This window comes from Janthinobacterium sp. OK676 (genome assembly GCF_900103595.1).
In the GTDB taxonomy this organism is placed as follows: Bacteria; Pseudomonadota; Gammaproteobacteria; order Burkholderiales; family Burkholderiaceae_D; genus Janthinobacterium.
Genome location: NZ_FNHA01000007.1, coordinates 226,401 through 250,120, shown reverse-complemented (window position 1 = coordinate 250,120; position 23,720 = coordinate 226,401). Strand labels below are relative to the sequence as shown.

22 protein-coding genes are annotated in these 23,720 nt (G+C 64.3%); 7 read left to right on the top strand and 15 right to left on the bottom strand.

Going from position 1 to position 23,720, the window contains the following annotated elements:
- Nucleotides 1-140: 140 nt before the first annotated feature.
- Together BLU39_RS15955 and BLU39_RS15950 are read right to left on the bottom strand one after the other, a co-directional pair.
- A complete protein-coding gene (locus tag BLU39_RS15955; protein ID WP_092714592.1) occupies nt 141-569 on the bottom strand; it encodes a hypothetical protein in 429 nt (142 codons plus the stop codon).
- A 55-nt stretch (nt 570-624) separates the two neighbouring features.
- The gene (locus tag BLU39_RS15950) at nt 625-1,059 is read right to left on the bottom strand and encodes a FeoC-like transcriptional regulator (RefSeq protein ID WP_139178306.1); all 435 of its coding nucleotides are present in this window, start codon (nt 1,057-1,059) and stop codon (nt 625-627) included.
- A 149-nt stretch (nt 1,060-1,208) separates the two neighbouring features.
- Between BLU39_RS15950 and BLU39_RS15945 the strand changes: the two genes are divergently transcribed.
- A complete protein-coding gene (locus BLU39_RS15945; RefSeq protein WP_092714588.1) occupies nt 1,209-1,922 on the top strand; it encodes a S24 family peptidase in 714 nt (237 codons plus the stop codon).
- Nucleotides 1,923-1,966: 44 nt separating this feature from the next.
- Here the strand turns inward: BLU39_RS15945 and BLU39_RS15940 are convergent, their stop codons facing one another.
- The 10 genes from BLU39_RS15940 to BLU39_RS15895 all read right to left on the bottom strand — a co-directional run bounded on the left by BLU39_RS15940 (nt 1,967) and on the right by BLU39_RS15895 (nt 13,766).
- Complete coding sequence (locus BLU39_RS15940) at nt 1,967-3,853, bottom strand: propionate--CoA ligase (RefSeq protein WP_092714587.1); 1,887 nt, start codon at nt 3,851-3,853, stop codon at nt 1,967-1,969.
- Between the two features lie 45 nt (nt 3,854-3,898).
- On the bottom strand, nt 3,899-4,270 hold the full coding sequence (locus tag BLU39_RS15935; RefSeq protein ID WP_092714585.1) for a hypothetical protein: 372 nt from the start codon (nt 4,268-4,270) through the stop codon (nt 3,899-3,901).
- A gap of 18 nt (nt 4,271-4,288) precedes the next feature.
- Complete coding sequence (locus BLU39_RS15930) at nt 4,289-5,125, bottom strand: hypothetical protein (RefSeq protein ID WP_092714583.1); 837 nt, start codon at nt 5,123-5,125, stop codon at nt 4,289-4,291.
- Between the two features lie 14 nt (nt 5,126-5,139).
- Nucleotides 5,140-6,666 (bottom strand): MBOAT family O-acyltransferase, encoded by a 1,527-nt coding sequence (locus tag BLU39_RS15925; protein ID WP_092714581.1) that lies wholly within the window; start codon nt 6,664-6,666, stop codon nt 5,140-5,142.
- Nucleotides 6,667-6,803: 137 nt separating this feature from the next.
- Nucleotides 6,804-7,994 carry a 2-methylaconitate cis-trans isomerase PrpF gene (prpF, locus tag BLU39_RS15920; protein ID WP_092714579.1) on the bottom strand — a complete coding sequence of 397 codons (1,191 nt, stop codon included), beginning with the start codon at nt 7,992-7,994 and terminating at the stop codon, nt 6,804-6,806.
- Between the two features lie 99 nt (nt 7,995-8,093).
- Nucleotides 8,094-10,688: a Fe/S-dependent 2-methylisocitrate dehydratase AcnD gene (gene acnD / locus BLU39_RS15915; RefSeq protein ID WP_092714577.1), complete on the bottom strand. Its 2,595-nt coding sequence runs from the start codon at nt 10,686-10,688 to the stop codon at nt 8,094-8,096.
- A gap of 11 nt (nt 10,689-10,699) precedes the next feature.
- Nucleotides 10,700-11,854 (bottom strand): bifunctional 2-methylcitrate synthase/citrate synthase, encoded by a 1,155-nt coding sequence (prpC, locus tag BLU39_RS15910; protein WP_035819899.1) that lies wholly within the window; start codon nt 11,852-11,854, stop codon nt 10,700-10,702.
- 71 nt (nt 11,855-11,925) lie between these two features.
- The gene (gene prpB, locus BLU39_RS15905) at nt 11,926-12,813 is read right to left on the bottom strand and encodes a methylisocitrate lyase (protein WP_092714575.1); all 888 of its coding nucleotides are present in this window, start codon (nt 12,811-12,813) and stop codon (nt 11,926-11,928) included.
- 344 nt (nt 12,814-13,157) lie between these two features.
- On the bottom strand, nt 13,158-13,406 hold the full coding sequence (locus tag BLU39_RS15900) for a hypothetical protein (protein WP_034751890.1): 249 nt from the start codon (nt 13,404-13,406) through the stop codon (nt 13,158-13,160).
- A gap of 123 nt (nt 13,407-13,529) precedes the next feature.
- Nucleotides 13,530-13,766: a hypothetical protein gene (locus BLU39_RS15895; RefSeq protein ID WP_092714573.1), complete on the bottom strand. Its 237-nt coding sequence runs from the start codon at nt 13,764-13,766 to the stop codon at nt 13,530-13,532.
- A gap of 175 nt (nt 13,767-13,941) precedes the next feature.
- Here BLU39_RS15895 and BLU39_RS15890 point away from each other — a divergent pair, with 175 nt between their 5' ends.
- Both BLU39_RS15890 and BLU39_RS15885 read left to right on the top strand, forming a co-directional pair.
- Nucleotides 13,942-14,799, top strand: coding sequence for an MBL fold metallo-hydrolase (locus tag BLU39_RS15890; RefSeq protein WP_092714571.1), 858 nt, complete (start codon nt 13,942-13,944; stop codon nt 14,797-14,799).
- A 121-nt stretch (nt 14,800-14,920) separates the two neighbouring features.
- Entirely contained in the window at nt 14,921-16,351 is a 1,431-nt protein-coding gene (locus tag BLU39_RS15885) for an MFS transporter (protein WP_092714569.1), read from the top strand.
- Nucleotides 16,352-16,365: 14 nt separating this feature from the next.
- On the opposite strand, the gene BLU39_RS15880 is transcribed toward BLU39_RS15885, so the two are convergent.
- Both BLU39_RS15880 and BLU39_RS15875 read right to left on the bottom strand, forming a co-directional pair.
- Entirely contained in the window at nt 16,366-17,271 is a 906-nt protein-coding gene (locus tag BLU39_RS15880) for a LysR family transcriptional regulator (RefSeq protein WP_092714567.1), read from the bottom strand.
- Between the two features lie 6 nt (nt 17,272-17,277).
- Complete coding sequence (locus BLU39_RS15875; RefSeq protein WP_092714565.1) at nt 17,278-18,726, bottom strand: M20/M25/M40 family metallo-hydrolase; 1,449 nt, start codon at nt 18,724-18,726, stop codon at nt 17,278-17,280.
- A gap of 175 nt (nt 18,727-18,901) precedes the next feature.
- Here BLU39_RS15875 and BLU39_RS15870 point away from each other — a divergent pair, with 175 nt between their 5' ends.
- The 3 genes from BLU39_RS15870 (at nt 18,902) to BLU39_RS15860 (ending at nt 21,097) form a co-directional block, all read left to right on the top strand.
- Nucleotides 18,902-19,432 (top strand): GNAT family N-acetyltransferase, encoded by a 531-nt coding sequence (locus BLU39_RS15870; protein ID WP_092714563.1) that lies wholly within the window; start codon nt 18,902-18,904, stop codon nt 19,430-19,432.
- Nucleotides 19,433-19,552: 120 nt separating this feature from the next.
- On the top strand, nt 19,553-19,999 hold the full coding sequence (locus BLU39_RS15865; RefSeq protein WP_092714561.1) for a glycine zipper 2TM domain-containing protein: 447 nt from the start codon (nt 19,553-19,555) through the stop codon (nt 19,997-19,999).
- 147 nt (nt 20,000-20,146) lie between these two features.
- Nucleotides 20,147-21,097 carry a PP2C family protein-serine/threonine phosphatase gene (locus tag BLU39_RS15860; RefSeq protein ID WP_092714558.1) on the top strand — a complete coding sequence of 317 codons (951 nt, stop codon included), beginning with the start codon at nt 20,147-20,149 and terminating at the stop codon, nt 21,095-21,097.
- On the opposite strand, the gene BLU39_RS15855 is transcribed toward BLU39_RS15860, so the two are convergent.
- Nucleotides 21,078-21,497, bottom strand: a complete 420-nt coding sequence (locus BLU39_RS15855; RefSeq protein WP_092714556.1) for a DUF2177 family protein — start codon at nt 21,495-21,497, stop codon at nt 21,078-21,080. The genes BLU39_RS15860 and BLU39_RS15855 overlap by 20 nt on opposite strands.
- 311 nt (nt 21,498-21,808) lie before the next feature.
- On the opposite strand from BLU39_RS15855, the gene BLU39_RS15850 reads away from it, so the two are divergent.
- On the top strand, nt 21,809-23,413 hold the full coding sequence (locus BLU39_RS15850; protein ID WP_254788990.1) for an FHA domain-containing protein: 1,605 nt from the start codon (nt 21,809-21,811) through the stop codon (nt 23,411-23,413).
- The last annotated feature ends 307 nt before the right edge of the window (nt 23,414-23,720 follow it).

Sequence of the window (23,720 nt, the reverse complement as noted above, 5' to 3'; positions counted from 1 at the left end):
TAGCCATGCACGCTTCGTGCCAGGTGGATTGTATACAGTTTGTGGTGACAAACCAGCACGAGGCGCATGGTACCCTCCCCCTTCGCACCGATTTCAGGCGCGCCGCCATGCGCATGCACTAAAAGAGGACGCCAGCGCCGTCAACGTCGCGTCCGCATCTCCTTGACGGCAGCGGCCGCATCTGCCGCCAGTTCACCGATATCCTTGTCGCGGCGCCGGTCGAACCAGCGCACGCTGGCACTCACCAGCCACCATGCCGGCAAGCCGACGAGCGCCATCAGCGGTGCGGCGATGAACAGGAAGCCCGTGGCCGGATCACAGCCATACAGCGCCGCCACCGTTTGCGCGCTGTCAAACAAGCCGGGCCACCACGCCAGCACCACCGACACCAGGACGGGACCGGCAAACGTTGCGATGATGATGCTGGAGCAAATACGGATAAGCGCTTCCTTGCAGTTGCGTGGCCACATGACCATGAAGCTGAGCAAGGTGGCAAAGAAGGCGGCCAGCAAGGGGACGCCCAGCAGCTTGATCCAGGCAGCCCCTGCGGCGGTGATATCGATATGCATGATGTGCTTTCAGTTGCGGCAAAAAAGCTGCGCTTGGCAGCTTGCTTGCTGTCATTCATTTGAGAAATGGCTTGCTGCCCTGCTCTTGCGCCGGGCCAAACAGCGCCGCCACCAGCGGATCGCGGCTGGCCGTGCCGCGCACCCAGCTGGCCGTGCGGCGCACTTGCGGCGGCAGCTCGGCCCAGCCATCGACGTCGTCGTCCTGCTCGCCCAGCGCATACAGGGCGGGCCGCTGGCGACCCGGCTCGGTGCAATGGCGCTGCGCCAGATGGATCTGCCCCATGCCGCACATGTGGCGCAAATAGCGGCTCATGGTGCCCGCATCGAGTCCCAGCAAGGCGGACAACTGCGCCGCGCTGGCCTGGCCCTGCTCGCCGATGTACTGCGCGATGCGGGCGATGTGCAGCTGCGACTTCTTGCCGCGTCCCTGTAACTGGCGCCCCTGCCGCGGCGCCGCCCTGCTTGCAACCAACTGACTACCGTTCAACATCTGCCTGCCCTCCCGTAGCGTCGCCAGCCGGCAGACGCTGTAGTGCGTTTGCGACAGGCAACAAGTAGACTTTATCAATCGCTAATGTTAAAGTCAAGCATTTGGTAATTTATCAAACGGTAAATTTCGGGTTTAATGTGGAGATGAATATGTATCAATACAGACGCGACCGCCTGCTGGCCCTGATCCGCGAGCACTACGACAACACGCGCAAGAAGATTTCCGACGTCAGCGGCTGGAGCGAGGCGCGCATCTCGCAAATCCTCTCGCCCACCTACCGCGAGGGACGCGCGTTCAGCGAAAAGATCGCGCGCAAGCTGGAAGCGGACCTGCAGCTCGATAGCATGTATTTCGACCAGGGCGCGGCGCCCGACCAGGCGACCATGGCCGCGCGCGCGCTGGCCGGCGCGCAGCCCGTGGTGGTGGAAGATGGCGAGGATGAGCGTTTTTACCCGATTCGCAAGGTCAAATTGCGTCTGTCGGCGGGCATCACGGGCTTTGCCATCGAACCGGAAACGCACGACGGCAGCACCATCAGCGTGCCGCGCAGCTGGGTCGAGCGCAATGGCTACCACCCTGAAAAACTGGTGGCGATCAAGGTCAAGGGCGAGAGCATGGAACCGGCGCTGTACGAGGACGACGTGGTGATCATCAATACGGCCGACAACCGGCCGGCCGACGGCATCGTGTTTGCCATCAATTACGAAGGCGAGCCGGTGGTCAAGCGCATGGCGCGCGACATCGGCGAATGGTGGCTGACGTCGGACAACCCCGACCAGCGCAAATACCACCGCAAGCTGTGCCGCGGCAATGACTGCCTGATCGTGGGCCGGGTCGTGCGCAAGGAAAGCGACCGCATTTGAGCGTGAAGTTTATCGAATGATAAACTTCACGCTCAGCATGGCGCTTATGCCAGCGCTGCCTGGATCTGCTGCAGCGATGCCGGGTCGTCCATCGACGTCAGGTCGCCCGGGCTGCGCCCTTCGCAGATGGCCTGGATCGAGCGTCGCAGCAGCTTGCCCGAACGCGTCTTCGGCAGCTGCGCCACGAACAGCACGCGCGCGGGCCGCGCCACGGCGCCCAGCTGGCGGTCGACCACGGCCATCACTTCGCGTTCCAGCGCCGCTTTCGCTTCCACGCTGTCGTATCCCTGCGGGTCCTTCAGGATCACGAAAGCCATCGCCACCTGGCCTTTGAGCTTGTCTTCCACGCCCACCACGGCCACTTCCGACACGTTCGGATGGCTGGTGATGCTTTCCTCGATTTCGCGCGTGCCCAGGCGGTGGCCGGCCACGTTGATGACGTCGTCCGTGCGGCCCAGAATAAAATAATAGCCGTCCGCGTCGCGCACGCCCCAGTCGAACGTGGAATACACTTGCCGCTCGCCGAAGGTGGACCAGTAGGTGTCGACGAAGCGCGCATCGTCGCCGTACACCGTCTGCATGCAACCCGGCGGCAGCGGACCTTCCAGCACCAGCACGCCCTTTTCGTTCGCGCCGCACTCTTCGCCCGTCGCTTCGTTGAGCAGCCTGACCTGGTAACCGTACATGGCCAGGCCGGGGCTGCCCAGGCGCGTCGGCGTGTCGGCCACGCCTTTCGCCACCGAGAGGATGGGCCAGCCAGTCTCCGTCTGCCAGTAGTTGTCGATGATGTCCACTTTCAGTTCGTCGGCGATCCATTGCGACGTGGTTTCATCGAGCGGCTCGCCCGCCAGGTACAGCGCTTTCAATGACGACAGGTCGTATTTGCGCATCAGTTCCACCGGATGCTTGCGCAGCACGCGGATGGCCGTCGGCGCCGAGAACATGCGCGTGACCTTGTATTTTTCAACGATGCTCCACCAGATGCCCGCATCGGGACAGATGGGCAAGCCTTCGTACAGGATGGTGGCCATGCCGGCGATCAGCGGGCCGTACACGATGTAGGAATGCCCCACCACCCACCCGATGTCCGAGGTGGCAAAGAAGGTTTCACCGGGCTTGGCGCAGAAGTTGTACTGCATCGACGACGCCAGCGCCACCGCATAGCCGCCCACGTCGCGCTGCACGCCCTTCGGTTTTCCCGTCGTGCCCGAGGTGTACAGCACGTACGATGGTTCATTCGATTCGAGCCAGGTGACGGGCACCCGCGCGTCCAGGTGCCGCTCGCGCAGGGCCGCGTAATCGACGTCGCGGCCTGGCGTCAGTTCCATCGGCACCAGATGGCGATCGACCAGCAGCACTTGCCTCGGCTTGTGCGCGGCGATGCGGATGGCTTCGTCGAGCAGCGGCTTGTAGGCGATTGCCTTGCCATTGCGCGAACCGGCATCGGCGGAAAACACCAGCTTGGGCTGCGCATCGTCGATCCGGCTGGCCAGGCTGTTGGCGGCAAAGCCGCCAAAGACGACGGAGTGCACGGCGCCGATACGCGCGCAAGCGAGCATGGCGAACGCCGCCTCGGCGATCATCGGCATGTAGATCAGTACACGGTCACCCTTGACCACGCCCAACGACAGCAAGGTGGCGGCGCAGCGTTCCACTTCGCGCTGCAGCTCGCGAAAACTGTAGGTGCGCTCCGTATTCGTTTCCGTGGAAATGGCGATCAGCGCGGCGGCATCGCCCTGGCTGTCCACCCAGCGGTCGACGGCGTTGTGGCACAAATTGGTGGTGCCGCCGACGAACCATTTGGCGAACGGCGGGCGCGAATAATCGAGCACTTGCGAAAACGGGGTGTTCCAGTCGATCTTTTCCGCTTCCTCGCGCCAGAAAGCATCGGGCGTATCGATCGAGCGTTGATAAAAACTTGCGAAATTCATGTCTCCTCCGGTAGTGTAGTTTTCCATGCTTTTTTACTTATCTGTTCATCTGCGTCCCCCGCCCTGGCCATGCTGTTCAGCCAGCAGCTGCCTGGAAAACAAGGCCGGCTGCGCCGCCGCGCAGATGCCGCGCTCTTGCGCGATCCGTTCGCGGTTTTGCGCCAGGCTGGCGCCATCGAGCGACATGCCGAACTGCCCGTCGTCCGGCGCACTGTCCTGTGGCGACATCACGCGCCGCAGCACGATGTCGCCCAGCGCCTTCTTGAAATGCCCCGCTTCCCAGTACCAGCGGGTGGCAGTGCCCCGCTCATTGGCGGCGGGTATCGGCTCGCAGTTGTACGCGCCATAACCGCTGAAATCAGTCAGGGAAATGCGTGCGTCCGGGTACCGCGCCCTGACCGCGCCAATTTCCTGCACCAGCTGTGCTTTCCATTCCTAGAACAAGGGCCACAGCCCCGCAACCTCGAACATGGCCAGCATTTGCGCGTGATACGGATAGATCACCAGCTTGACATCGGCCTGCGTGGCCGCCATCGCCAGCAGAAAATTACGCAGCAATTGAAAGTCTTCGGTGGCAAGGCCGCGCGTCGATTTGCGGCGCAAGTTGGCGGCGCTTTCCTGCGCCCGTTGCGCAAACATCTTGTGGTAGCCGTCGCGGCGCGCATGGCCGCCATAGTCGAGCAAGGGATTGAAGCCGTCGGCCGACATGGTCGCCGCTTCGCCATCATGCTGGATGCGCAGCGTGTGCACGGCATCCTTGACTGACGCCAGCGAGAAAAGCGCATCGAAGCGCCAGAACGCATGGCCATGCGCAGGCGCAGCGGCGGCTGGCGCCGAGCGTGCAACTGGCGCGACGGCGGGATTGAGAAAATCGATGAATTCCATGCCCACGATGACCGTGCGTGGCCGGACGCCCGCCTGGCGCAATTGCGCAAACTGGCTGGCGGACGTGGCCAGGCCCGTGCCGGGTATCGCCAGGTTGTAGCCGGCGCCCAGCGCCGCCAAGGCGCTGGCGCGCGGATCGAAGCCGATCTCGGCGCGCGAATTGCCGAGGATGATGAAGCGCGGCTGCCTGCGCAGCGCATGCTCCTGCTTGATCTGGTTCTGGTAGCGGCTCAGGCCCGGCTTGACGGCATTGAAGTTGTCGCGCCGGACGACGCCGTACAAGCCATACGGATCGACGACGAAGACGAAGGCGCCCAGCAGCACGGCACCGGCCGCCAGCAGCAGCGCCAGGATGGCCAGATAGGATTTGAAAGGAGACGCTGTCATGATGTGCCCTCCCCCTAGAATTGAAAATACAGGAATTCGGCGGGACGGTTCAGGGCCAGCATGCTTGCCAGCGCCAGCACGGCGATGGCCGCCGCCCACCCAGGCGAGGCGCGCCAGGCAAGCATGCGTTCCCCTCCCGCCTGAAAATTCAGCGCGGGATCGAAATGGCGCATGATCTGCTGCGTATTCGGCAAGGCAAAGGTAATCAGCGCAGCCACCGCTATCCACGTCCAGCTTTCAATGAATGCCGTGCCGCCGCCCAGGTAATAAGCCATGCCCATGGCGCCCAGCACGGGTTGGAGCGGCAGCAGATGGGGCGCCAGCACATCGGGCAAGGCCAGGCCAAAGCCGCCTGCCATGCCTTTGATGATCGTCAGGGCGGTCGCCAGGTCGGGCGCGCGAAAGAAGACCCAGGCAAGGCAGACGGCAGTGAAAGTGAGGATCGTCGCCAGGATGTTCACCACCCGCGTATCGGACGGCAAATGCCACTGCCGCGCGACAGCGCTCCAGCCCTTGTGGATGGCCAGGTAGGCGCCATGCAGCGCGCCCCAGACGATGAAATTCCACCCGGCGCCATGCCACAGGCCGCCCAGCACCATGGTGATCATCAGGTTCAGGTAGCGCCGCAGCGGGCCGCAGCGCTTGCCGCCCAGCGGGATATACAAGTAATCGCGCAGAAAGCGCGACAGGGTCATGTGCCAGCGGCGCCAGAATTGGGCGATATTGCGCGATTTATAGGGTGAATCGAAGTTCAAGGGCAGCCGCACGCCAAACAACCGGGACAAGCCGATGGCCATGTCGGAATAGCCGGAAAAATCGAAGTACAGCTGGAACGCATACGCGAGCACGCCAGCCCAGGCGACCAGCAACGATGGCGCGACGGGATCACTGAACAAGGGCGCCGCATAGGCGCCGATATTATCGGCAACCAGCACCTTCTTGGCCAGGCCGATGAAAAAAATCGTGCTGCCGATGGCGATATTGCTGGCAGACAGGCGGAAGGTACGCCGGTCGGCAAATTGCGGCATCATTTCCTTGTGATGCAAGACGGGGCCGGCGATCAGGTGCGGGAAATAGGTGACGAACAGCAGATAGTGGACGAAGCGGCTTTCCTGCACCTTGCCCTTGCAGGTGTCGACCAGGAAGGCGATCTGGGTAAAAGTAAAAAAGGAAATGCCGATGGGCAGAATCACGTGCAGGGCGGGCATGGGCCGCTCCAGCAATTGCGCCAGGCTGGCAAGGAAAAATCCCGCGTATTTATAGTAGGCGAGCAAGCCGAGGTTGGCGGCAATGGCGGCAGCCAGTATCCATTTCTTGCGCGCCGGGGGACTGGCTGCCAGCCAGGCCGCGCAGCCGTAGTTGAAGACGACGGAACCCAGCAACAGCGGCAGGTAGCGGTAATCCCAGTAAGCGTAGAAGAACAGCGAAGCCGCCGCCAGCCAGGCGGCAGCCCATAATTGCTTGCGCCGGCCGAGGATGAAAAAACCGGCCACCGTGACGGGCAGATAGGCAAACAGGAAGATCCATGAGTTGAATAGCATCGCTTTACCTGTCGGGAAGATGGGAGGTCGCCAGGGCCACGCCTTGGCGCCCCGCCATTTTCCTTGTCGCTCCGTTTCGTTGCTAGCAGAAATATCAACTTATCTGCATGCGTATCGGCCCCGCCGGACCTGGCAGCTTAAAACGCGTCGCCGGGAATGCGCACCGCCCCTTCCATCAGCACGCGCGCGCTGCGGCTCATGATCGCCTTGGTGACGCTCCATGCGCCATCGGCCAGCGCCGCTTCCGCGCCCACCATCAGGGTACCCGACGGGTGGCCGAAGCGCACCGCGTTGCGGAGTCCGCCGCCCGCCGCCAGGTTGACCAGGGTGCCGGGAATGGCCGCCGCCGTGCCGATGGCAACTGCGGCCGTGCCCATCATGGCGTGGTGCAGCTTGCCCATGGACAGGGCGCGCACCAGCAGGTCGATATCGGCCGCGTTGACCTGCTTGCCGCTGGACGAGACGTAGCTGGCCGGCCTGGCGACAAACGCCACTTTCGGCGTGTGCTGGCGCTTCGCCGCCTCGTCGAGATGGGAGATGAGGCCCATGCGCAGCGCGCCGTGCGCGCGGATGGTCTCGAAGCGGGCCAGCGCGGCCGGATCGCCATTGATGGCGTCCTGCAGCTCCGTGCCCGTGTAGCCGATGGCGTCCGCATCGACGAAAATCGTCGGGATGCCGGCGTTGATCATCGTGACTTTCAACACGCCGATGCCAGGCACGTCGAGGTCATCGACGAGGTTGCCGGTAGGGAACATCGCACCGCCGCCGCCCTCTTCCTCCGCGGCCGGATCGAGAAATTCCAGCTTTACTTCGGCGGCCGGAAAGGTCACGCCATCGAGTTCGAAGTCGCCCGTTTCCTGTACTTCGCCCTGCGTCATGGGCACGTGGGCGATGATGGTCTTGCCGATATTGGCTTGCCAGATGCGCACCGTGGCGATGCCGTTTGCAGGCACGCGGGCGGCGTCCACCAAGCCGCTGGCAATGGCGAACGAGCCGACGGCGGCCGACAGGTTGCCGCAATTGCCGCTCCAGTCGACGAAGGGCCTGTCGATGGAAACCTGGCCGAACAGATAGTCGACGTCGTGGTCAAGCTTGCTGCTTTGCGCCAGGATCACCGTCTTGCTGGTGCTCGAGGTGGCGCCGCCCATGCCGTCGATCTGCTTGCCGTAGGGGTCGGGGCTGCCGATCACGCGCAGCAGGAGCGCATCGCGCGCGGCGCCCGGCACTTGCGCGCTGGCAGGCAAATCCTGCAGGCGGAAGAACACGCCCTTGCTGGTGCCGCCGCGCATATAGGTGGCGGGGATTTTGATTTGGGGGGTGTGGGTCATTAGAGTTCCTGCGTTGAATTGCTGATTAAACCCAGAGGCAAAGAGCTGGGGTCAGACCCGCCGGGTCTGACCCCTGATTTACGTTGCATCAATCGTGAATTACGCGGCTTTCGAAGACTCGAGGAAATCCTGCGCAAACCGTTGCAGCACGCCACCGGCCTCATAGATCGACACCTCTTCCGCCGTATCGAGACGGCAGGTGACGGGCACTTGCACCGTTTCGCCGTTCTTGCGGTGGATGACGAGGGTCAGGGTGGAGCGCGGCGTGCGCTCGCCCACGACATCGTAGGTTTCGCTGCCGTCCAGGCCCAGGGTCTTGCGGTTCACGCCGGGGAGGAATTCCAGCGGCAAGACGCCCATGCCCACCAGGTTGGTGCGGTGGATGCGCTCGAAGCCTTCGGCCACGATGGCTTCCACGCCGGCCAGGCGCACGCCCTTGGCGGCCCAGTCGCGCGAGGAACCCTGGCCATAGTCGGCGCCGGCGATAATGATCAATGGCTGCTTGCGCTCCATGTACACCTCGATGGCTTCCCACATGCGCGAGATCGTGCCTTCCGGTTCAATGCGCGTGAGCGAACCCGCTTTCACCTTGCCGTCCTCGATGACCATCTCGTTTTTCAGGGTCGGGTTGGCAAACGTGGCGCGCTGCGCCGTCAAATGGTCGCCCCGGTGCGTGGCGTAGGAATTGAAATCTTCCTCGGGCAAGCCCATCTTCGCCAGGTATTCGCCGGCCGCGCTGTCGAGCATGATGGCGTTCGATGGCGACAAGTGGTCGGTCGTGATGTTGTCGCCCAGGACGGCCAGCGGACGCATGCCTTTCAAGGGGCGCGCGCCAGCCAGCGCGCCTTCCCAGTATGGCGGCCGACGGATATACGTCGTCTGCGGACGCCAGTCGTACAGGGGGCTGACCTTGATGCCGTCGTCCGCCTGCGCGGCGAACATCGGAATGTACACCTTGCGGTACTGCTCCGGCTTGACGCTGGCAGCGACGATGGCGTCGATTTCCTCGTCGGACGGCCAGATATCCTTGAGCAGAATCGGCTTGCCATCCGCGTCATGGCCCAGCACATCCTTTTCGATATCGAAGCGGATGGTGCCGGCGATCGCGTAGGCCACCACCAGCGGCGGCGAGGCGAGGAAAGCCTGCTTTGCGTACGGGTGGATGCGGCCGTCGAAGTTGCGGTTGCCCGACAGGACGGCCGTGGCGTACAGGTCGCGCGACACCACTTCATCCTGGATCACGGGGTCGAGCGCGCCCGACATGCCGTTGCACGAGGTGCAGGCAAAGGCCACGACGCCAAAGCCCAGCTGTTCCAGTTCCGGCATCAGGCCCGCTTCCTGCAGATACAGTTCCACGGTTTTCGAGCCGGGCGCCAGCGACGATTTCACCCATGGCTTGCGGGTCAATCCCAGGCGGTTCGCATTGCGCGCGATCAGGCCGGCGGCGATCATGTTGCGCGGATTGTTCGTGTTGGTGCAGCTGGTAATGGCCGCGATGATGACGGCGCCGTCCGGCATCTTGCCCGGCTCGTTCTCGACCACGCCGGAGATGCCGCGCGCGGCCAGTTCCGACGTCGGCACGCGGTTGTGCGGATTCGACGGCCCGGCGATATTGCGCACGACGGACGACAGGTCGAACGTCAATACACGCTCGTACTGGGCGTCCGCCAGGCTGTCGGCCCACAAACCCGTTTCCTTCGCATAGACTTCCACCAGCTTGACCAGTTCATCGTCGCGGCCCGTCAGCTTCAGATACTTGATGGTTTGCTCGTCGATGTAGAACATGGCGGCCGTGGCGCCGAATTCCGGCGCCATGTTGGAAATAGTGGCGCGGTCGCCCAGGGTCAGGTGCGATGCGCCCTCGCCAAAGAATTCCAGATAGGACGAGACGACCTTTTGCTTGCGCAGGAATTCCGTCAGCGCCAGCACGGTATCCGTGGCCGTGATGCCGGGCTGCGGTTTACCCGTCAGCTTGACGCCGATGATGTCGGGCAGGCGCATCCACGAGGCGCGTCCCAGCATCACGCTTTCCGCTTCCAGGCCGCCCACGCCGATGGCGATCACGCCCAGCGCATCGACCATGGGCGTATGCGAATCCGTGCCCACCAGGGTATCGGGATAGGCCACGCCGTCCTGCACTTGGATCACGGGCGACATGCGCTCGAGGTTAATCTGGTGCAGGATGCCGTTGCCCGGCGGGATCACGTCGACGTTTTTAAACGCTTTCTTGGTCCAGTCGATGAAGTCGAAACGGTCTTCGTTGCGGCGGTCTTCGATGGCGCGGTTCTTGGCGAAGGCGTCGGGGTCGAAACCGCCGCATTCGACGGCCAGCGAATGGTCGACCACCAGCTGCGTGGGCACGACGGGATTGACGAGGGCCGGGTCGCCGCCCTGGGCCGCGATGGCATCGCGCAATCCGGCCAGGTCGACCAGGGCCGTCTGGCCCAGGATGTCATGGCAGACCACGCGCGCGGGGAACCACGGGAAGTCCAGGTCGCGGCGGCGTTCGATGAACTGGCTCAGCGAGGCGTTCAGGGTGGCCGGGTCGCAGCGGCGCACGAGGTTTTCGGCCAGCACGCGCGAGGTGTAGGGCAAGGTGGCGTAGGCGCCTGGCTGAATCGCATCGACGGCGGCGCGCGTGTCGAAATAGTCCAGCCCTGTTCCCGGCAAAGCCTTGCGGTGCAGTGTGTTCATATTAGGGGTCATTATTTGCGGTCCTTGATCGGCACGAATTCCAGGTCTTCCGGGCCCACGTAGTTGGCGCTCGGGCGGATGATCTTGTTGTCGATGCGCTGCTCGATGATGTGGGCGGCCCAGCCCGAGGTGCGCGAAATGACGAACAGCGGCGTAAACATCGCCGTCGGCACGCCCATCATGTGGTAGGACACGGCCGAGAACCAGTCCAGGTTCGGGAACATGTTCTTGATTTCCCACATGACCGATTCCAGGCGCTCGGCGATGTCGAACATCTTGGTGGAGCCGGCTTCCTGCGACAGCGAACGGGCCACTTCCTTGATGACCACGTTGCGCGGGTCGGAAATCGTGTAGACGGGATGGCCAAAGCCGATCACCACTTCCTTGTTGGCGACGCGCTCGCGGATGTCCGCTTCCGCTTCGTCAGGGTTGTCGTAGCGTTTCTGGATCTCCAGCGCCACTTCATTCGCGCCGCCGTGTTTCGGACCGCGCAGCGCGCCGATGGCGCCCGTGATGGCCGAATGGATGTCCGAGCCCGTGCCGGCGATGACGCGGCTGGTGAAGGTCGAGGCGTTGAATTCGTGTTCCGCATACAGGATCAGCGAGGTGTGCATGGCTTTTTCCCACGACGCCGACGGTTTTTCGCCGTGCAGCAGGTGCAGGAAGTGGCCGCCGATCGAGTCGTCGTCCGTTTCCACTTCGATGCGCTTGCCGTTATGGCTGTAGTGGTACCAGTACAGCAGCATGGAGCCGAACGACGCCATCAGGCGGTCGGCGATGTCGCGCGCGCCCGGCGCGTTATGGTCGTCTTTTTCCGGCAGGGTGCAGCCCAGCACGGACACGCCCGTGCGCATCACGTCCATCGGGTGGGCGGCGGCCGGCAGCGCTTCCAGCGCCAGCTTTACGGCCGACGGCAAGCCGCGCAAGGATTTCAGCTTGGCCTTGTAGCCTTTCAGTTCCGCGGAAGTCGGCAGCTTGCCGTGCACCAGCAGGTAGGCGATTTCCTCGAACTCGCAGCTGTCTGCCACGTCCAGGATATCGTAGCCGCGGTAGTGCAAATCGTTGCCGGTCTTGCCGACCGAGCACAACGCCGTGTTGCCGGCGGTGACGCCGGACAGGGCGACGGATTTTTTAGGCTTGAAAGTGGCGGCTTGCGGTGCGTTCATTGATTTCTCCAAAAATTGACTAGTCTCGGTTGCGTCACTGCGGGGCCCGCATACGGCCCCTGCTTCTTTACTTATTTCTTTTGCGCGGCGAACAGCGCATCGAGTTTTTGCTCGAAATCGTGGTAATTGATCGATTCATACAGCTCCATGCGCGTTTGCATGGTGTCGACGACGTTCTTTTGCGTGCCGTCGCGGCGCAGCGCCTGGTAGACGTTTTCGGCCGCCTTGTTCATGGCGCGGAAGGCCGACAAGGGGTACAGGGCCAGGCCCACGTGGGCGCTGCGCAGTTCGTCCAGCGTGAACAGCGGCGTGGAACCGAATTCCGTGATGTTGGCCAGGATCGGCACGTTGACGGCCTTGGCGAAGGTGGCGTACATGTCCAGGTCCGTGATCGCTTCCGGGAATATCATGTCGGCACCCGCCTCGACGCAGGCGACGGCGCGTTCCAGTGCCGCTTCCAGGCCATCGACGGCCAGCGCGTCGGTGCGCGCCATGATGACGAAGTTCGGGTCCGTGCGCGCATCGACGGCCGCCTTGATGCGGTCGACCATTTCTTCCTTGCTCACGATTTCCTTGCCCGGACGGTGGCCGCAGCGCTTGGCGCCAACCTGGTCTTCGATGTGCAGAGCGGCCGCGCCGAACTTGATCATCGATTTCACCGTGCGCGCCACGTTGAAGGCGGACGAACCGAAACCCGTGTCGGCGTCGACCAGCAGCGGCAGGTCGCACACGTCGGTGATGCGGCGGATATCGGTCAGCACGTCGTCCAGGCTGGAAATGCCCAGGTCGGGCAAGCCCAGCGAGCCGGCCGCGACGCCGCCGCCGGACAGGTAGATGGCTTTATAGCCGGCGCGCTTGGCCAGCAAGGCGTGGTTGGCGTTGATGGCGCCGACGACTTGCAACGGGGATTCTTCCTGGACGGCCTTGCGGAATGCGGCACCTGCGGAGTATTGAGTCATGTGTTCACCTTATGGGTTTCGGATGGTCCCGAATGTTTCACGGAGTGGCTATGAGCACCAGTATTGCAAATGCCGTGCCAGGCCGGCGCGGCGTCGCAAAAAAGACGTGACGGCAGAGTGAAAACAGGGGGAAGGCGCGCGCCGGCGCTGCTCCACGGCTGTACCGCCTGGTAACAGCGATGTCACGTTTGGCTTGAACAACGTTTCAATATTGTTTCATAATTTCACATTGAAACAAAATATTGAAACATGCAACAGGACTCGGTGAAATCAATGGAAGCAGGAGCGGAAAGAAAAACAGCCGGCGGGTGCCGGCTGCAAGATGAGTGCGGAAAGGTGAGGGATCAGGCCAGCCGCACCAGCGGATTGGCGATGATGTTGTCGATCTGGCGCACGGCTTCCTCGCAGGCGGCGGCAATGGCGCCCTCCTCGTCGTCGCGCACGAATTGCATGGTCGAGCCTTCGAATACTTCCAGTCCTTCCGCCGTGGCGCGCTCGATGTCGCAACTGGCCGACCATTTGCCGTCGGTGGTGGGCACGGCCAGGGGAACGATTTCCCAGCCTTTATAGTGAATTTTGGAACTGCTATTCATGGGGTGCCTCCTTGGCGACTGACTCAATAATGGAAATCGTAGCATGAAGCGCGACCGGCAGCGACGTGTTTCACGCGCCGGCCGTAGCCAGGCTCACTTTCGGGCTAAACGATTTACGCTGGCTCAAGGACGCAGCAGGTTATCCACTTCCGTGCGGGCTACTTCCAGGCCGGCCGCGCATGCCGTCTCGGGAGCCGCATAACCGCCCAGGGTGCGGCTGCGCGTGATCGCCTGCGCCTCGGGCTCCCCTTCGCGCTGCAGGCGGTAGGTAAAATCCCATAGATCGTCGTTATCCTTTTGCGGGGTCACGGAAATCGTAAAACCGCGGTACTGTTCGCTGCGTGCAGTGATATCGTTCATGAATTCCTCCTTGTAGCAATGAGGTTAGCACGCGGCAAGGCCCAGGGTGCGCACGGCAGCAGTGCGCGTGCCTCGGCCGCTTATGCGTTTTTCGCATGCTGAACATGGAATTGCAGCATTTTTTAGCGAACTCTGGCGATATAATAGCCTTCCCTGCCCGTCTCTTGCCGCCGTGATGACTCCTCAAATCCAAGCTTTCTTCGACCCCGCCACTGCCACCGTCACCTATGTCGTGTATGAGGCCGATGGGCGCGACTGCGCCATCATCGATTCCGTGCTCGACTACGACCCGAAGGCGGGCCGCACCTCGACCACCTCGGCCGACAAGGTGATCGCCTTCGTGCGCGAACATGGCTTGCAGTGCCGCTGGCTGCTGGAAACCCACGCACATGCCGACCACCTGTCCGCCGCGCCCTACCTGCAGCAGCAGCTGGGCGGCGACGTGGCCATCGGCGCCGCCATCCAGACGGTGCAGCAGGCCTTCGCGGCCGTCTACCACCAGGACGGTGCGCGCGCCGACGGCTCGCAGTTCGACCAGCTGTTCGCCCCGGACCAGGTTTTTCATATTGGCAAGCTGGAAGTGCGCGTCCTGCACGTGCCCGGCCACACGCCGGCCGACCTGGCTTACCAGATCGGCGACGCCGTCTTCGTGGGCGACACCCTGTTCATGCCGGACGTGGGCTCGGCCCGCTGCGACTTTCCCGGCGGCTCCGCTTCCCTGCTGTACCGCTCCGTGCAGCGTTTGCTGTCGCTGCCGCCGCAGACGCGCCTGTTCATGTGCCACGACTACCCGCCCAACGGCCGCGCGCCGCGCTGGGAAGTGACGGTGGCCGAACAGCGCGCCAGCAATATCCACTTGCGCGACGGTATTACGGAAGAGCAATTCGTGGCCATGCGCACGGGCCGCGACGCCACCCTCGACATGCCGACCCTGATCCTGCCCGCCATCCAGGTCAACATCAATGCGGGCAAGCTGCCCGAGCCGGAAGACAACGGCGTGCGCTACCTGAAGATACCGCTCAATGCGATCTAGCCTGGTGATGTAGTTCCCTCACATGGCGTCAGACGCAATAACACAATGCACATGCTGCGTCTTCCGCCATGCCAAATCCCTCAGTACCATGTGGCGACCCTATCCGAGGATCCGCCACGCCATGCAACCACCGTCAACATCCGCACCACCCGAGCAGCAGACCATCACGCTACCCATGCGCGGCGCGCTTGCCAGCCTGTCTCTGGCCATGCTGCTGCCCGCGCTGGGCACCAGCATCGCCAACGTGGGCTTGCCCGACATGGCCAGGGCCCTGCACGCGCCGTTCCAGGATGTGCAATGGATCGTGCTGTCCTATCTGCTGGCCATCACCGCGCTGATCGTCAGCGTGGGGCGCCTGGGCGACATGGTCGGCCGGCGCCGCCTGCTGCTGGCCGGCATCGCGCTGTTTGCCGCCGCCTCCATCCTGTGCGCGCTGGCGCCCTCCTTGTGGCTGCTGGTTGCCGCGCGCGCACTGCAGGGCCTGGGCGCTTCCGTCATGATGGCGCTGACCATGGCCTTTGTCGGCAGCACCGTGCCCAAGGCCAGGACGGGCAGCGCCATGGGCCTGCTCGGCACCATGTCGGCCGTCGGCACCACGCTGGGTCCCGCGCTGGGCGGCCTGCTGATCGCGCGCTTCGGCTGGCAAGCCATTTTCCTCGTCAACGTGCCGCTGGCCGGCATGGCGCTGCTGCTGGCCTGGCGCTACCTGCCGGCCGACCGGCGAAGCGCCAACGCCAAACGGCCCGTGTTCGACCACCGCGGCACCGTGCTGCTGGCGCTGACCCTGGCCGCCTATGCGCTGGCCATGACCTTGGGCCGCGGCCATTTCGGCGTGGGCAACGTGGCGCTGCTGCTGGCCGCCTGCGTGGGCGCCATCGTGTTCGTCCGCGTTGAACTGAAAGCGCCGGCGCCGCTGATACGCCTGACCATGCTGCGCGCGCCCGTGCTCGGCGCCGGCCTGGCGACCAGCATGCTGGTGTCGACTGTGATGATGTCCACCCTCGTGGTCGGCCCCTTTTATCTCGCGCGCGGCCTGGGCCTGGGCGCTGCCGCCACCGGCATGGTGCTGGCGGCCGGGCCGCTGGTGGCCGCGTTCTGCGGTGTGCCGTCCGGCTGGCTGGTGGACCGCTACGGCGCGCGGCGCATGGGCGGCGCGGGCCTGGGCGGCGCGGCGGCCGCCTGCATGGCGCTGGCCCTGCTGCCTGCCAGCCTGGGCATTCCCGGCTACGCCGCGCCCATCATGCTGCTCACGGCCAGCTATGCGCTGTTCCAGGCAGCCAACAATACGGCCGTGATGGGCGATATCGCTCCCGAGCAGCGCGGCGTCATCTCCGGCATGCTCAATCTGTCGCGCAATCTGGGGCTCGTCACGGGCGCCTCCGTGATGGGCGCCGTCTTCGCTGCGGGCGCCGGCGATATCGCCAACGCCCGGCCAGCGGCCACGATCGTCGGCATGCATGCCACCTTCGGCGTGGCCAGCGCGCTCATTCTGGCGGCGCTGGCGATTTTCACGCTAGGCCGCTCCCAAGGCAGGGCTGAAGACCCCGCATGATGCGCGCGGAGGCATCAGCCCGCGTTGATCTGGCCCGCGCAGACGTCGACCACGCAGCCGCGCAGCCAGCGGTGGGCGGGGTCGGCATCCATGCGCGGATGCCACATCAATGACACGGTTAGCTCCGGCATGCGCAGCGGCAGCGCAAAGGTGAACATGCCGGCGCGCAGATTGCCCGTATGGCGTTCCGGCACAGTGGCGATCAGGTCGGAGCCGGCGGCCAGCGCCAGCGCCGCCGTAAAGCCGCCGACGATGCTGGCGATCGTGCGCTGCAATCCCAGGGCGGCCAGCGCGTCGTCCATCGGCCCCGTATCCTGGTCGCGCCGCGCCACCAGCACGTGCTGGCCGGCCGCATAGCGCTCGGCGCTGATGTCGCCCTGCGCCAGCGGATGACCGCTGCCCACGACGCCCACGAAACGGTCGCCGAACAGCCTGCGCGTGCGCACTTCCGGGCTGGTGAGACTGCCGATCACGCCCGTTTCCAGGTCGATGCTGCCCTCGCGCAGCTGCGTGCTTTCGCGGTCGGGCTTTTGCACGAAGCGCAGGCGCACGCCAGGCGCTTGCGCGCCGATGTGCGCGAGCAGCGCCGGGCCGAAATTCTCCACGAAACCATCGCTCGAACGCAGCGTAAACGTTTGCGCCAGCTGGCGCGGGTCCAGCTGCTCCGCCGGTCGCAGCACGGCCAGCGCCTCGCCCACAAGGTGGCCCACCCGTTCGCGCAGCTCCAGCGCGCGCGGCGTGGGCACCAGTTCACGGCCGGCGCGCACCAGCAGCGGATCGCCCGTCGTCTCGCGCAGGCGCGCCAGGGCGCGGCTCATGGCCGATGGGCTCAAGCGCAAGCGCCGCGCCGCGCGCGTGACGCTGCCCTCGGCCAGCAGCACATCAAGGGTAATCAACAGGTTCAGGTCGGGTAGCGACATTGGCGCTTATTCACCCTGCTCCGGCGCGCGGCCGATCTCGCCGTCGATATTGGCCAGGAACCAGGCCAGCGACGACATCAGGGCCACGTTGCGCTTGAGGTTATCCGGCTCGACCTTGTCCAGGGTGTCGGCCGGCGTATGGTGGTAGTGGAAGTAGCTGTGGCTGTCGACCAGCGGCTCGAAGCTGGGCACGCCGGCCGTTTCCAGGCGGTGCAGGTCGCCCGTGCCCAGCGCGTCGCGGCGCGTGAATGCGTGCGCGCCCATCGGCTGCAGGGCCGCCAGCAAAGGCGCAAACAGTTTTTCCGCCTTCGGTCCCACGCTGGCCCTGATACCGAACGGGCGGCCTGCGCCGCTGTCCATCTCGATGGCCGCATATTGTTTGCCGAGCGCCTGCTTGTGGGCTTCAAAGTAGGCCTGGCCGCCACGCCCGCCGTTTTCCTCGTTCATCCAGGCGATCACGCGGATGGTGCGGCGCGGGCGGTAGTCGAGCTTTTTCAGTGTCTCCACCACGCCCATGGCCGCCACCACGCCGGCGCCGTCGTCGTGCGCGCCCGTCGCCAGGTCCCAGGAATCGAGGTGGCCAGACACCACCACCACTTCGTCGGCCTTGTCCGTGCCCGCCCAGTCGGCGATCACGTTGTAGCTGTCCGCTTCCGGCAGGTTTTGCGGCGTCAGGGTCAGGTGCATCTTCATGGGACCGCGCGCGGCCAGGCGGCCGATCAGCAGGGCGTCTTCCACGGTGACGGCGGCGGCCGGAATGCGCTGTTTGTCGTCCAGGCCCGTGGCGCCCGCATGCGGAATGCGGAAGTTCGCGCCGCCGATCGAGCGCACCAGCGCGGCGGCCGCGCCCAGCTCCGCCGCGGCCCTGGGGCCATTAAAACGGAAACGCGAACCCTGGCCATAGGTGACGCCGGCCAGGCCACGCTCGGCCATCTCCTGGTCGAACGGTGTGTCGATCAGCACGATGGCGCCCTTCACTTCCGGCGCGCGCGCCTTGAGTTCTTCCAGGCTTTTGACGATGATCAGGGGCGCCGTCAGGCCAGCTGGCGCAGTGGCGCCCGAGCCGCCCAGGGCCGTGAGCACCACGCGCTGCGACACGCCCTGCGGACGGCCCGCATAGTCGACGATTTCCGCCGTTTCCACGCCGCGCACCCAGTGCGGCACTTTCACGGGCTGCAGGGTGACGGTGGCGCCCAGCTGGCGCATGGTGTTCGCCACCTGCTGCACGGCGGCGGCGGCGCCGGCGGAGCCGGACAGGCGCGGGCCGATCAAATCCGTCATGTCGGCCAGGCGGGCGTAGGCCCAGTCGCTTTGCAGCGCCGTGTCGCGCACCTGCGCCAGCGCTTGCGGCGTGTTGCCTGGCGCGGCGGCAAAGGTCCCGGCGCTGACGATGCAGCCCAGGGCAAGGAATAAAGCGGAACGGCGCAGTGGCGCGCCAGTCAGGATGGTATGCATGTGATGTCAGTTCCAGTCAACGAAGTCGAAACGGGTGCGCCGTGGCCATGGGCAAGGCGCGGCTTTCTACGATAGCGTATTTATTCTGTCATTGCAGCAACTTTTACGGGATCGATTGCCTGTTTCCCCCGGAGTCGATTACCATCAGGATTCGTGATCGCCACCGGAAACCGACATGCTCAAGGGAACCCTCTGTACCGTCCGGCATTTGCAAGCTGCCGACCTGAACACCTATATTTCCCTCGTCAACGACTTGCCCTCGCGCGGCGAGTTTTTCTCCTTGCAATTCAAGTCGCCCGAGGCCATGCGGCGCGACTTCCTGCAAACGGGCTTTGTTACCGAAGACAGCGAATTGTTCCTCATCGAAGACAAGGCCCAGCACATCATCGGCACGATCACGCACTTCAAGAGCCGCACGCCGGCCTCGCGCGAGATCGGCTACCGCCTGTTCGACCGGCAGCGCGACGGGCAAGGCTACATCAGCGAGGCGACGCGCCTGGTGGTCGACTACCTGTTCAGCGCCTATCCGTATCACCGGCTGGAACTGCTGATGGACCCGCTGAACTTCGGCTCCGAGCGCATCGCGCAAAAGAACGGTTTTACCCAGGAGGGCTTGATACGCCAGGCCTTCTTCATCAATGGCGTGATGCGCGATGCCAAAATGTACAGCCTGCTGCGTCCCGAATGGCAGGCGCGTACGCGCTGACTTGTTACCACCGGGGCAGGATTGTAATAAGTTGTATTAGACGTGGAACAAGCTTGCGGCAGCGGATATAGTCCAGTTCATGCAGATCATTGTGATCTCGCCGGAATGGAAGGAAATGCCATGTTGAACAAGAAACTCCTGGGTGCGGTAATGGTAGCGGCAGTGGCGGTGTCTTCGGCCGCAGTCGCCGGTGACCGCGACTTCAATACCGTTGCAGGCGCCGTTGTCGGGGCGGCCATTGGCAACAGCACCGGCGGACGCAATGGTGCGATCGTCGGTGGCGTCATCGGCGCCGCCGTCGGCAACAGCATCAATACAAATGACCGCTATTACGACCGTGGCGGCTATCGCGGCGGCTACCGCGAAACCTATTACGCGCCTGCGCCGCAACCGGTGTACTACGCACCGGCGCCGCAGCCCGTGTACTACGCGCCGCCACCGCGCTACTACGGCCCGCCGGCTGTCGTCTACGTGCAACCGGGCCGCGGCTACTACCGTGATTATGACCGCCGCGACTACTATGACCGTGGCCACGGTCATGGCCACGGCTGGGGCCATCGCCGCTAAGCATTGCCCTGCATCACCCCGAAGAGACCTGCGCCAGCCTGCTGCCGCAGGTTTTTTTGCGAAATAGGCAAGGTATCGCTCCCGCACGATTTCGGCTAAGCTGTGTCCTATGATCAACATTGCTGGCCGCCTGGACCGCAACAACCGATGCATTTAATCAAAGACGGGCTCGACTTCGCCCCCTGGCTCGATGCCGCCGCCGGCAGCAGCGTGGGCGCCGGCCCGCTGCCGCGCCGCGAGAACCAGGATAACTTCCTGCTGATCGATGCCAGCGGCCACGCCGTCTGCCTGTCGCGCCAGGCGCCGTTCCACTGCCAGGTGCCTGGCTGGCCACGCGGCCATGTGCGCGCGGCCGTGCTCGACGGCATGGGCGGCCACGGCCAGGGGCGCGAAGCGGCGGAAGCGGCCGTGCAAGGCTTGCTGGCCGTGCCCGCCTGCCTCGATACGGCCAGCCTGGCTGCCAGGCTGGATCAGTTGCACACGCGCTTGCAGGATACCTTCGCCAGGACGACGCCAGCCCAGGCGCGTCCACCCGGCACCACCCTGACCTTGCTGGAAGTGCCGCCCGGCGAAGCGCCGCTGCTGTATCACGTGGGCGATTCGCGCCTGTATGAAATTGCCGACGGGGCGGCCAGCATCCTCACCGTCGACCACGTGCCGGCCACCGTGTATGCCATGCGCGGCGCGCTCGACGAGACGCGCTGGCGGGCCACCGTGCATGGCGAGCACCATCCGCAAATCTCGCAGGCATTTATCCTAGGCAACGCCATCAGCGACAGCTTGCAGCTCGACAAGCCATTAATGGGCCTCGATGCGGCCACCTTGCCGCCCTTCCTCGCGCATCTGGGCGACCGCCGCGTGCTGCGCGTGCGGCCCGGCGCCCACTATCTGCTGGCCAGCGACGGCTTCTGGGCCTGCGACGACCCGCTGGCTCTCACGGCCCGCTGGCCCGCCCTGTGTGCCGGCAAGACTGCGGCACAGGCCGTCACCGCCCTGTTGGACGATTTCCTCTCCCATCCGCCAACAGGTTTACATAGCGACAACCTTACCGTGCTGGCGCTGCGCTTCGATGCGGAGTTCACCGTCCCAGGCGGCTAGCGGCCAGGTAGCCGGCAGTCGCCGACACGGCCGACAGCACGGCGCCCCAGGCCATGTCGATCGCCGTCAAGGCCAGCGGCCAGTCGCGCAAGGTCGCATAGTTGCTCAAATCATAAGTGCCATAGGCAAGCAGCCCGAGCAGCGCACCCAGCGCCGCCGCCGTGGGCCCGCGGCGCGCGCGCAGGCCGGGCAGGATGGCAAACACCACCAGCCCCAGCACGTACAGCAGGTAAAACAGCACGGCCGGGCCCCAGCGGGGCGTGTCCGCCAGCAAGGGTCCCAGGGCTGCGGCGTACACCGGCTTCATCAGCACCGCCAGCCACAGGGCGTCGATGGCCAGGAAGACGCACAAGGTGGCGCCATAGGCAATGGCAAGCTGGAGCGGGCGTTGGGCAGGCATGGTCGTCTTTCGGCGTCAGGCGGCGCGTGGGGAACTGTTGCGCCAGCATAATGCAAAAAACGGCACCAGGGGGCGCATGAATGGGGAAGCAAGTCCATGACATATCAAAATAACATATCCAGAAAGATATAAAATGTGTTTTTGAGCAATTATTTCCAGGGCATGCATGACGAGGTGTGACCAGGGCAACGAATTTGGCCAAAAAGAGCGCATTCCGCTGCCGCGAAAGTTGCCAAGCAGGCGCAAAAGCGCGTAAGCTCTCATGTATAACAGAGGGCAGAATGTCCCCGCTCGATTCGAGTCAGAATGTCATGAAAAAATGCAGCAACCCGGAGCACCCGCACTGTACGTTCTGGGTCTTGCCTGGGGATACCGTCTGCGCGGGCAACCACCCGCAAGCGACGACTGCCCCCAGCAGCTACGACCTGTTGACCGCACTGCGCAGCGCCCGTTCCGAGCCATCGGCAACGGCGCTTCCGCACGCCCCTGCACATGATTCTGATAGTCGCGATGCTGTCATTCGCGATGCCGCCATTCAAACGGTAAGCCGCTCCGTGGGGGCCTGCGCCGCCCCCCCGGCGTTCACGCCAGCGCCCGTCGCGCCATCACCGGTCCCTCCCGCCTACCAGCCCGTGCAAGCCCACCTGCACATCAGCGGCTTCGACCCGCGCGCGGCAGGCGGACGGCAAACCCTGAAGATGGAGTTGCGCGGCATGAGTGCCGCCTGCGCGCCGCAGCTGACCTTGCGCCTGCGCTCGGACCTGATCCCGCGCGGGCACGTGCAGCATGATTTCGTGCGCACCACGCGCGGCGACTGGCGTCCCGTGTTTGTCGAGTTTTCCTCGCGCAACAAGGAACACGGGCAATACCAGATCGAAGTGGAAGTGCACAGCCACGTCGACGGCGCCGTGGCGCAGAAATGGGTATGCACGTTTGTCATCCTCGTGCCGCGCCGCGACGCCACCCTGACGGAAATCCACCAGATATTCCTCAGTACGCACAAGAACGTGCGCGTGATGGCCGACGACGCGTCGATCGCCCGCGTGACGGGCGGCGATGGCTGCAACCTCGACGTGACGGCGCGCAATGCCGGCATTGCCCACGTGGATCTGTCCGCGCCGCAAGGCAAGATCGACATGGGCTTTACCACCATCGCCTGGGACGAGGAGTTGATCGAAGTCGACCTTCCCGCCGCCAGCCACTGCCATCCGCACCCGAGCCAGGCCGCCTGTCTCGTCAATGCGGCGCCGGAAGCGGGCGAACAGCGCCAGATCCGCCTGTTCGCGCTGGAAGAATGCATGCTGGGCCGCTTCGAACTGGTGGATCCGGAAGCCGATGTACTGCTCAGCCATTTCAGCCCCGATGGCCAGGACAACAATGGCTTGACGCGGCGCCTGTCGGGCCGCCACGCCATTATCCGGCGCGGCCAGCAAGGCTTTGAAATCGAGGATGTGTCGCGCTATGGTTTGCTGCTCGACGGCGTCTGGCCCGGCAAGCACAAACCCGTACCCCTGCGCCTGGGCATGCGCATCGAATTGTCTGCCAGCATCAAGGGCATCGTCGTGCTCAGCGTCACGGCCCTGCTCGCGCATGGCGTGATCCTGCACCGCATCGACCACGGCGCCCGCGCCGAATGCTTTTATCTGCTGCTGCCCGACACCCAGCCCACGCCGGCCAGCCACCTTGCCACGCCGCAAGCCAGCGGCTTGCCCGTGCTTTTCCACCGCAACGGCGGCTTCTGGCACCTGGACACGGCCAGCGGCAAGGAAACGGCGCTGGCCCCCGCCACCGCGCTCGACAAGCTGAGCGGCTTCGCGCGGCACAAGCGCTTCGCCAGCGAACCGTATCCGGAGTGCTGGATCATCCGCACCGAAGGCGCGGCCCTGTGCGACAGCGCAACCATGCAAACGGCCTGATACAGCACCTCCTGACACCTGACCGCTAGCGCGGTACCAGCACCAGGAAAATCAGCGACAAGCCAATAATGAACACCGCTTCCAGCGAAAACACGAGGGCGGGAATCTGCAATTCGCGCGGAATTTTCATGGCGACACCTCTTCAAAACGTCAAACTGCTTTCAGCATAGCGCGCCCTGCGCCAAATACATTATCAGCCGCACAACATGGTTGTTGACCCGGCATGCATTGCCGAGTCCGCTGACCAAGCTATCCCGACACACAATTTAACAAATTATCAGCAGATATTCCGCAAATAGCCGCCCTT

Coding starts and splice junctions, on each gene's coding strand:
- BLU39_RS15925 (WP_092714581.1), bottom strand. CDS start 6,666: ATGCTATTCAACTCATGGATCTTCCTGTTTGCCTATCTGCCCGTCACG.
- acnD (WP_092714577.1), bottom strand. CDS start 10,688: ATGAACACACTGCACCGCAAGGCTTTGCCGGGAACAGGGCTGGACTAT.
- BLU39_RS15945 (WP_092714588.1), top strand. CDS start 1,209: ATGTATCAATACAGACGCGACCGCCTGCTGGCCCTGATCCGCGAGCAC.
- prpC (WP_035819899.1), bottom strand. CDS start 11,854: ATGAACGCACCGCAAGCCGCCACTTTCAAGCCTAAAAAATCCGTCGCC.
- prpF (WP_092714579.1), bottom strand. CDS start 7,994: ATGACCCACACCCCCCAAATCAAAATCCCCGCCACCTATATGCGCGGC.
- BLU39_RS15950 (WP_139178306.1), bottom strand. CDS start 1,059: ATGTTGAACGGTAGTCAGTTGGTTGCAAGCAGGGCGGCGCCGCGGCAG.
- BLU39_RS15880 (WP_092714567.1), bottom strand. CDS start 17,271: ATGTCGCTACCCGACCTGAACCTGTTGATTACCCTTGATGTGCTGCTG.
- BLU39_RS15900 (WP_034751890.1), bottom strand. CDS start 13,406: ATGAATAGCAGTTCCAAAATTCACTATAAAGGCTGGGAAATCGTTCCC.
- BLU39_RS15865 (WP_092714561.1), top strand. CDS start 19,553: ATGTTGAACAAGAAACTCCTGGGTGCGGTAATGGTAGCGGCAGTGGCG.
- BLU39_RS15895 (WP_092714573.1), bottom strand. CDS start 13,766: ATGAACGATATCACTGCACGCAGCGAACAGTACCGCGGTTTTACGATT.
- BLU39_RS15860 (WP_092714558.1), top strand. CDS start 20,147: ATGCATTTAATCAAAGACGGGCTCGACTTCGCCCCCTGGCTCGATGCC.
- BLU39_RS15855 (WP_092714556.1), bottom strand. CDS start 21,497: ATGCCTGCCCAACGCCCGCTCCAGCTTGCCATTGCCTATGGCGCCACC.
- BLU39_RS15875 (WP_092714565.1), bottom strand. CDS start 18,726: ATGCATACCATCCTGACTGGCGCGCCACTGCGCCGTTCCGCTTTATTC.
- BLU39_RS15885 (WP_092714569.1), top strand. CDS start 14,921: ATGCAACCACCGTCAACATCCGCACCACCCGAGCAGCAGACCATCACG.
- BLU39_RS15890 (WP_092714571.1), top strand. CDS start 13,942: ATGACTCCTCAAATCCAAGCTTTCTTCGACCCCGCCACTGCCACCGTC.
- BLU39_RS15850 (WP_254788990.1), top strand. CDS start 21,809: ATGAAAAAATGCAGCAACCCGGAGCACCCGCACTGTACGTTCTGGGTC.
- BLU39_RS15955 (WP_092714592.1), bottom strand. CDS start 569: ATGCATATCGATATCACCGCCGCAGGGGCTGCCTGGATCAAGCTGCTG.
- BLU39_RS15930 (WP_092714583.1), bottom strand. CDS start 5,125: ATGACAGCGTCTCCTTTCAAATCCTATCTGGCCATCCTGGCGCTGCTG.
- prpB (WP_092714575.1), bottom strand. CDS start 12,813: ATGACTCAATACTCCGCAGGTGCCGCATTCCGCAAGGCCGTCCAGGAA.
- BLU39_RS15940 (WP_092714587.1), bottom strand. CDS start 3,853: ATGAATTTCGCAAGTTTTTATCAACGCTCGATCGATACGCCCGATGCT.
- BLU39_RS15870 (WP_092714563.1), top strand. CDS start 18,902: ATGCTCAAGGGAACCCTCTGTACCGTCCGGCATTTGCAAGCTGCCGAC.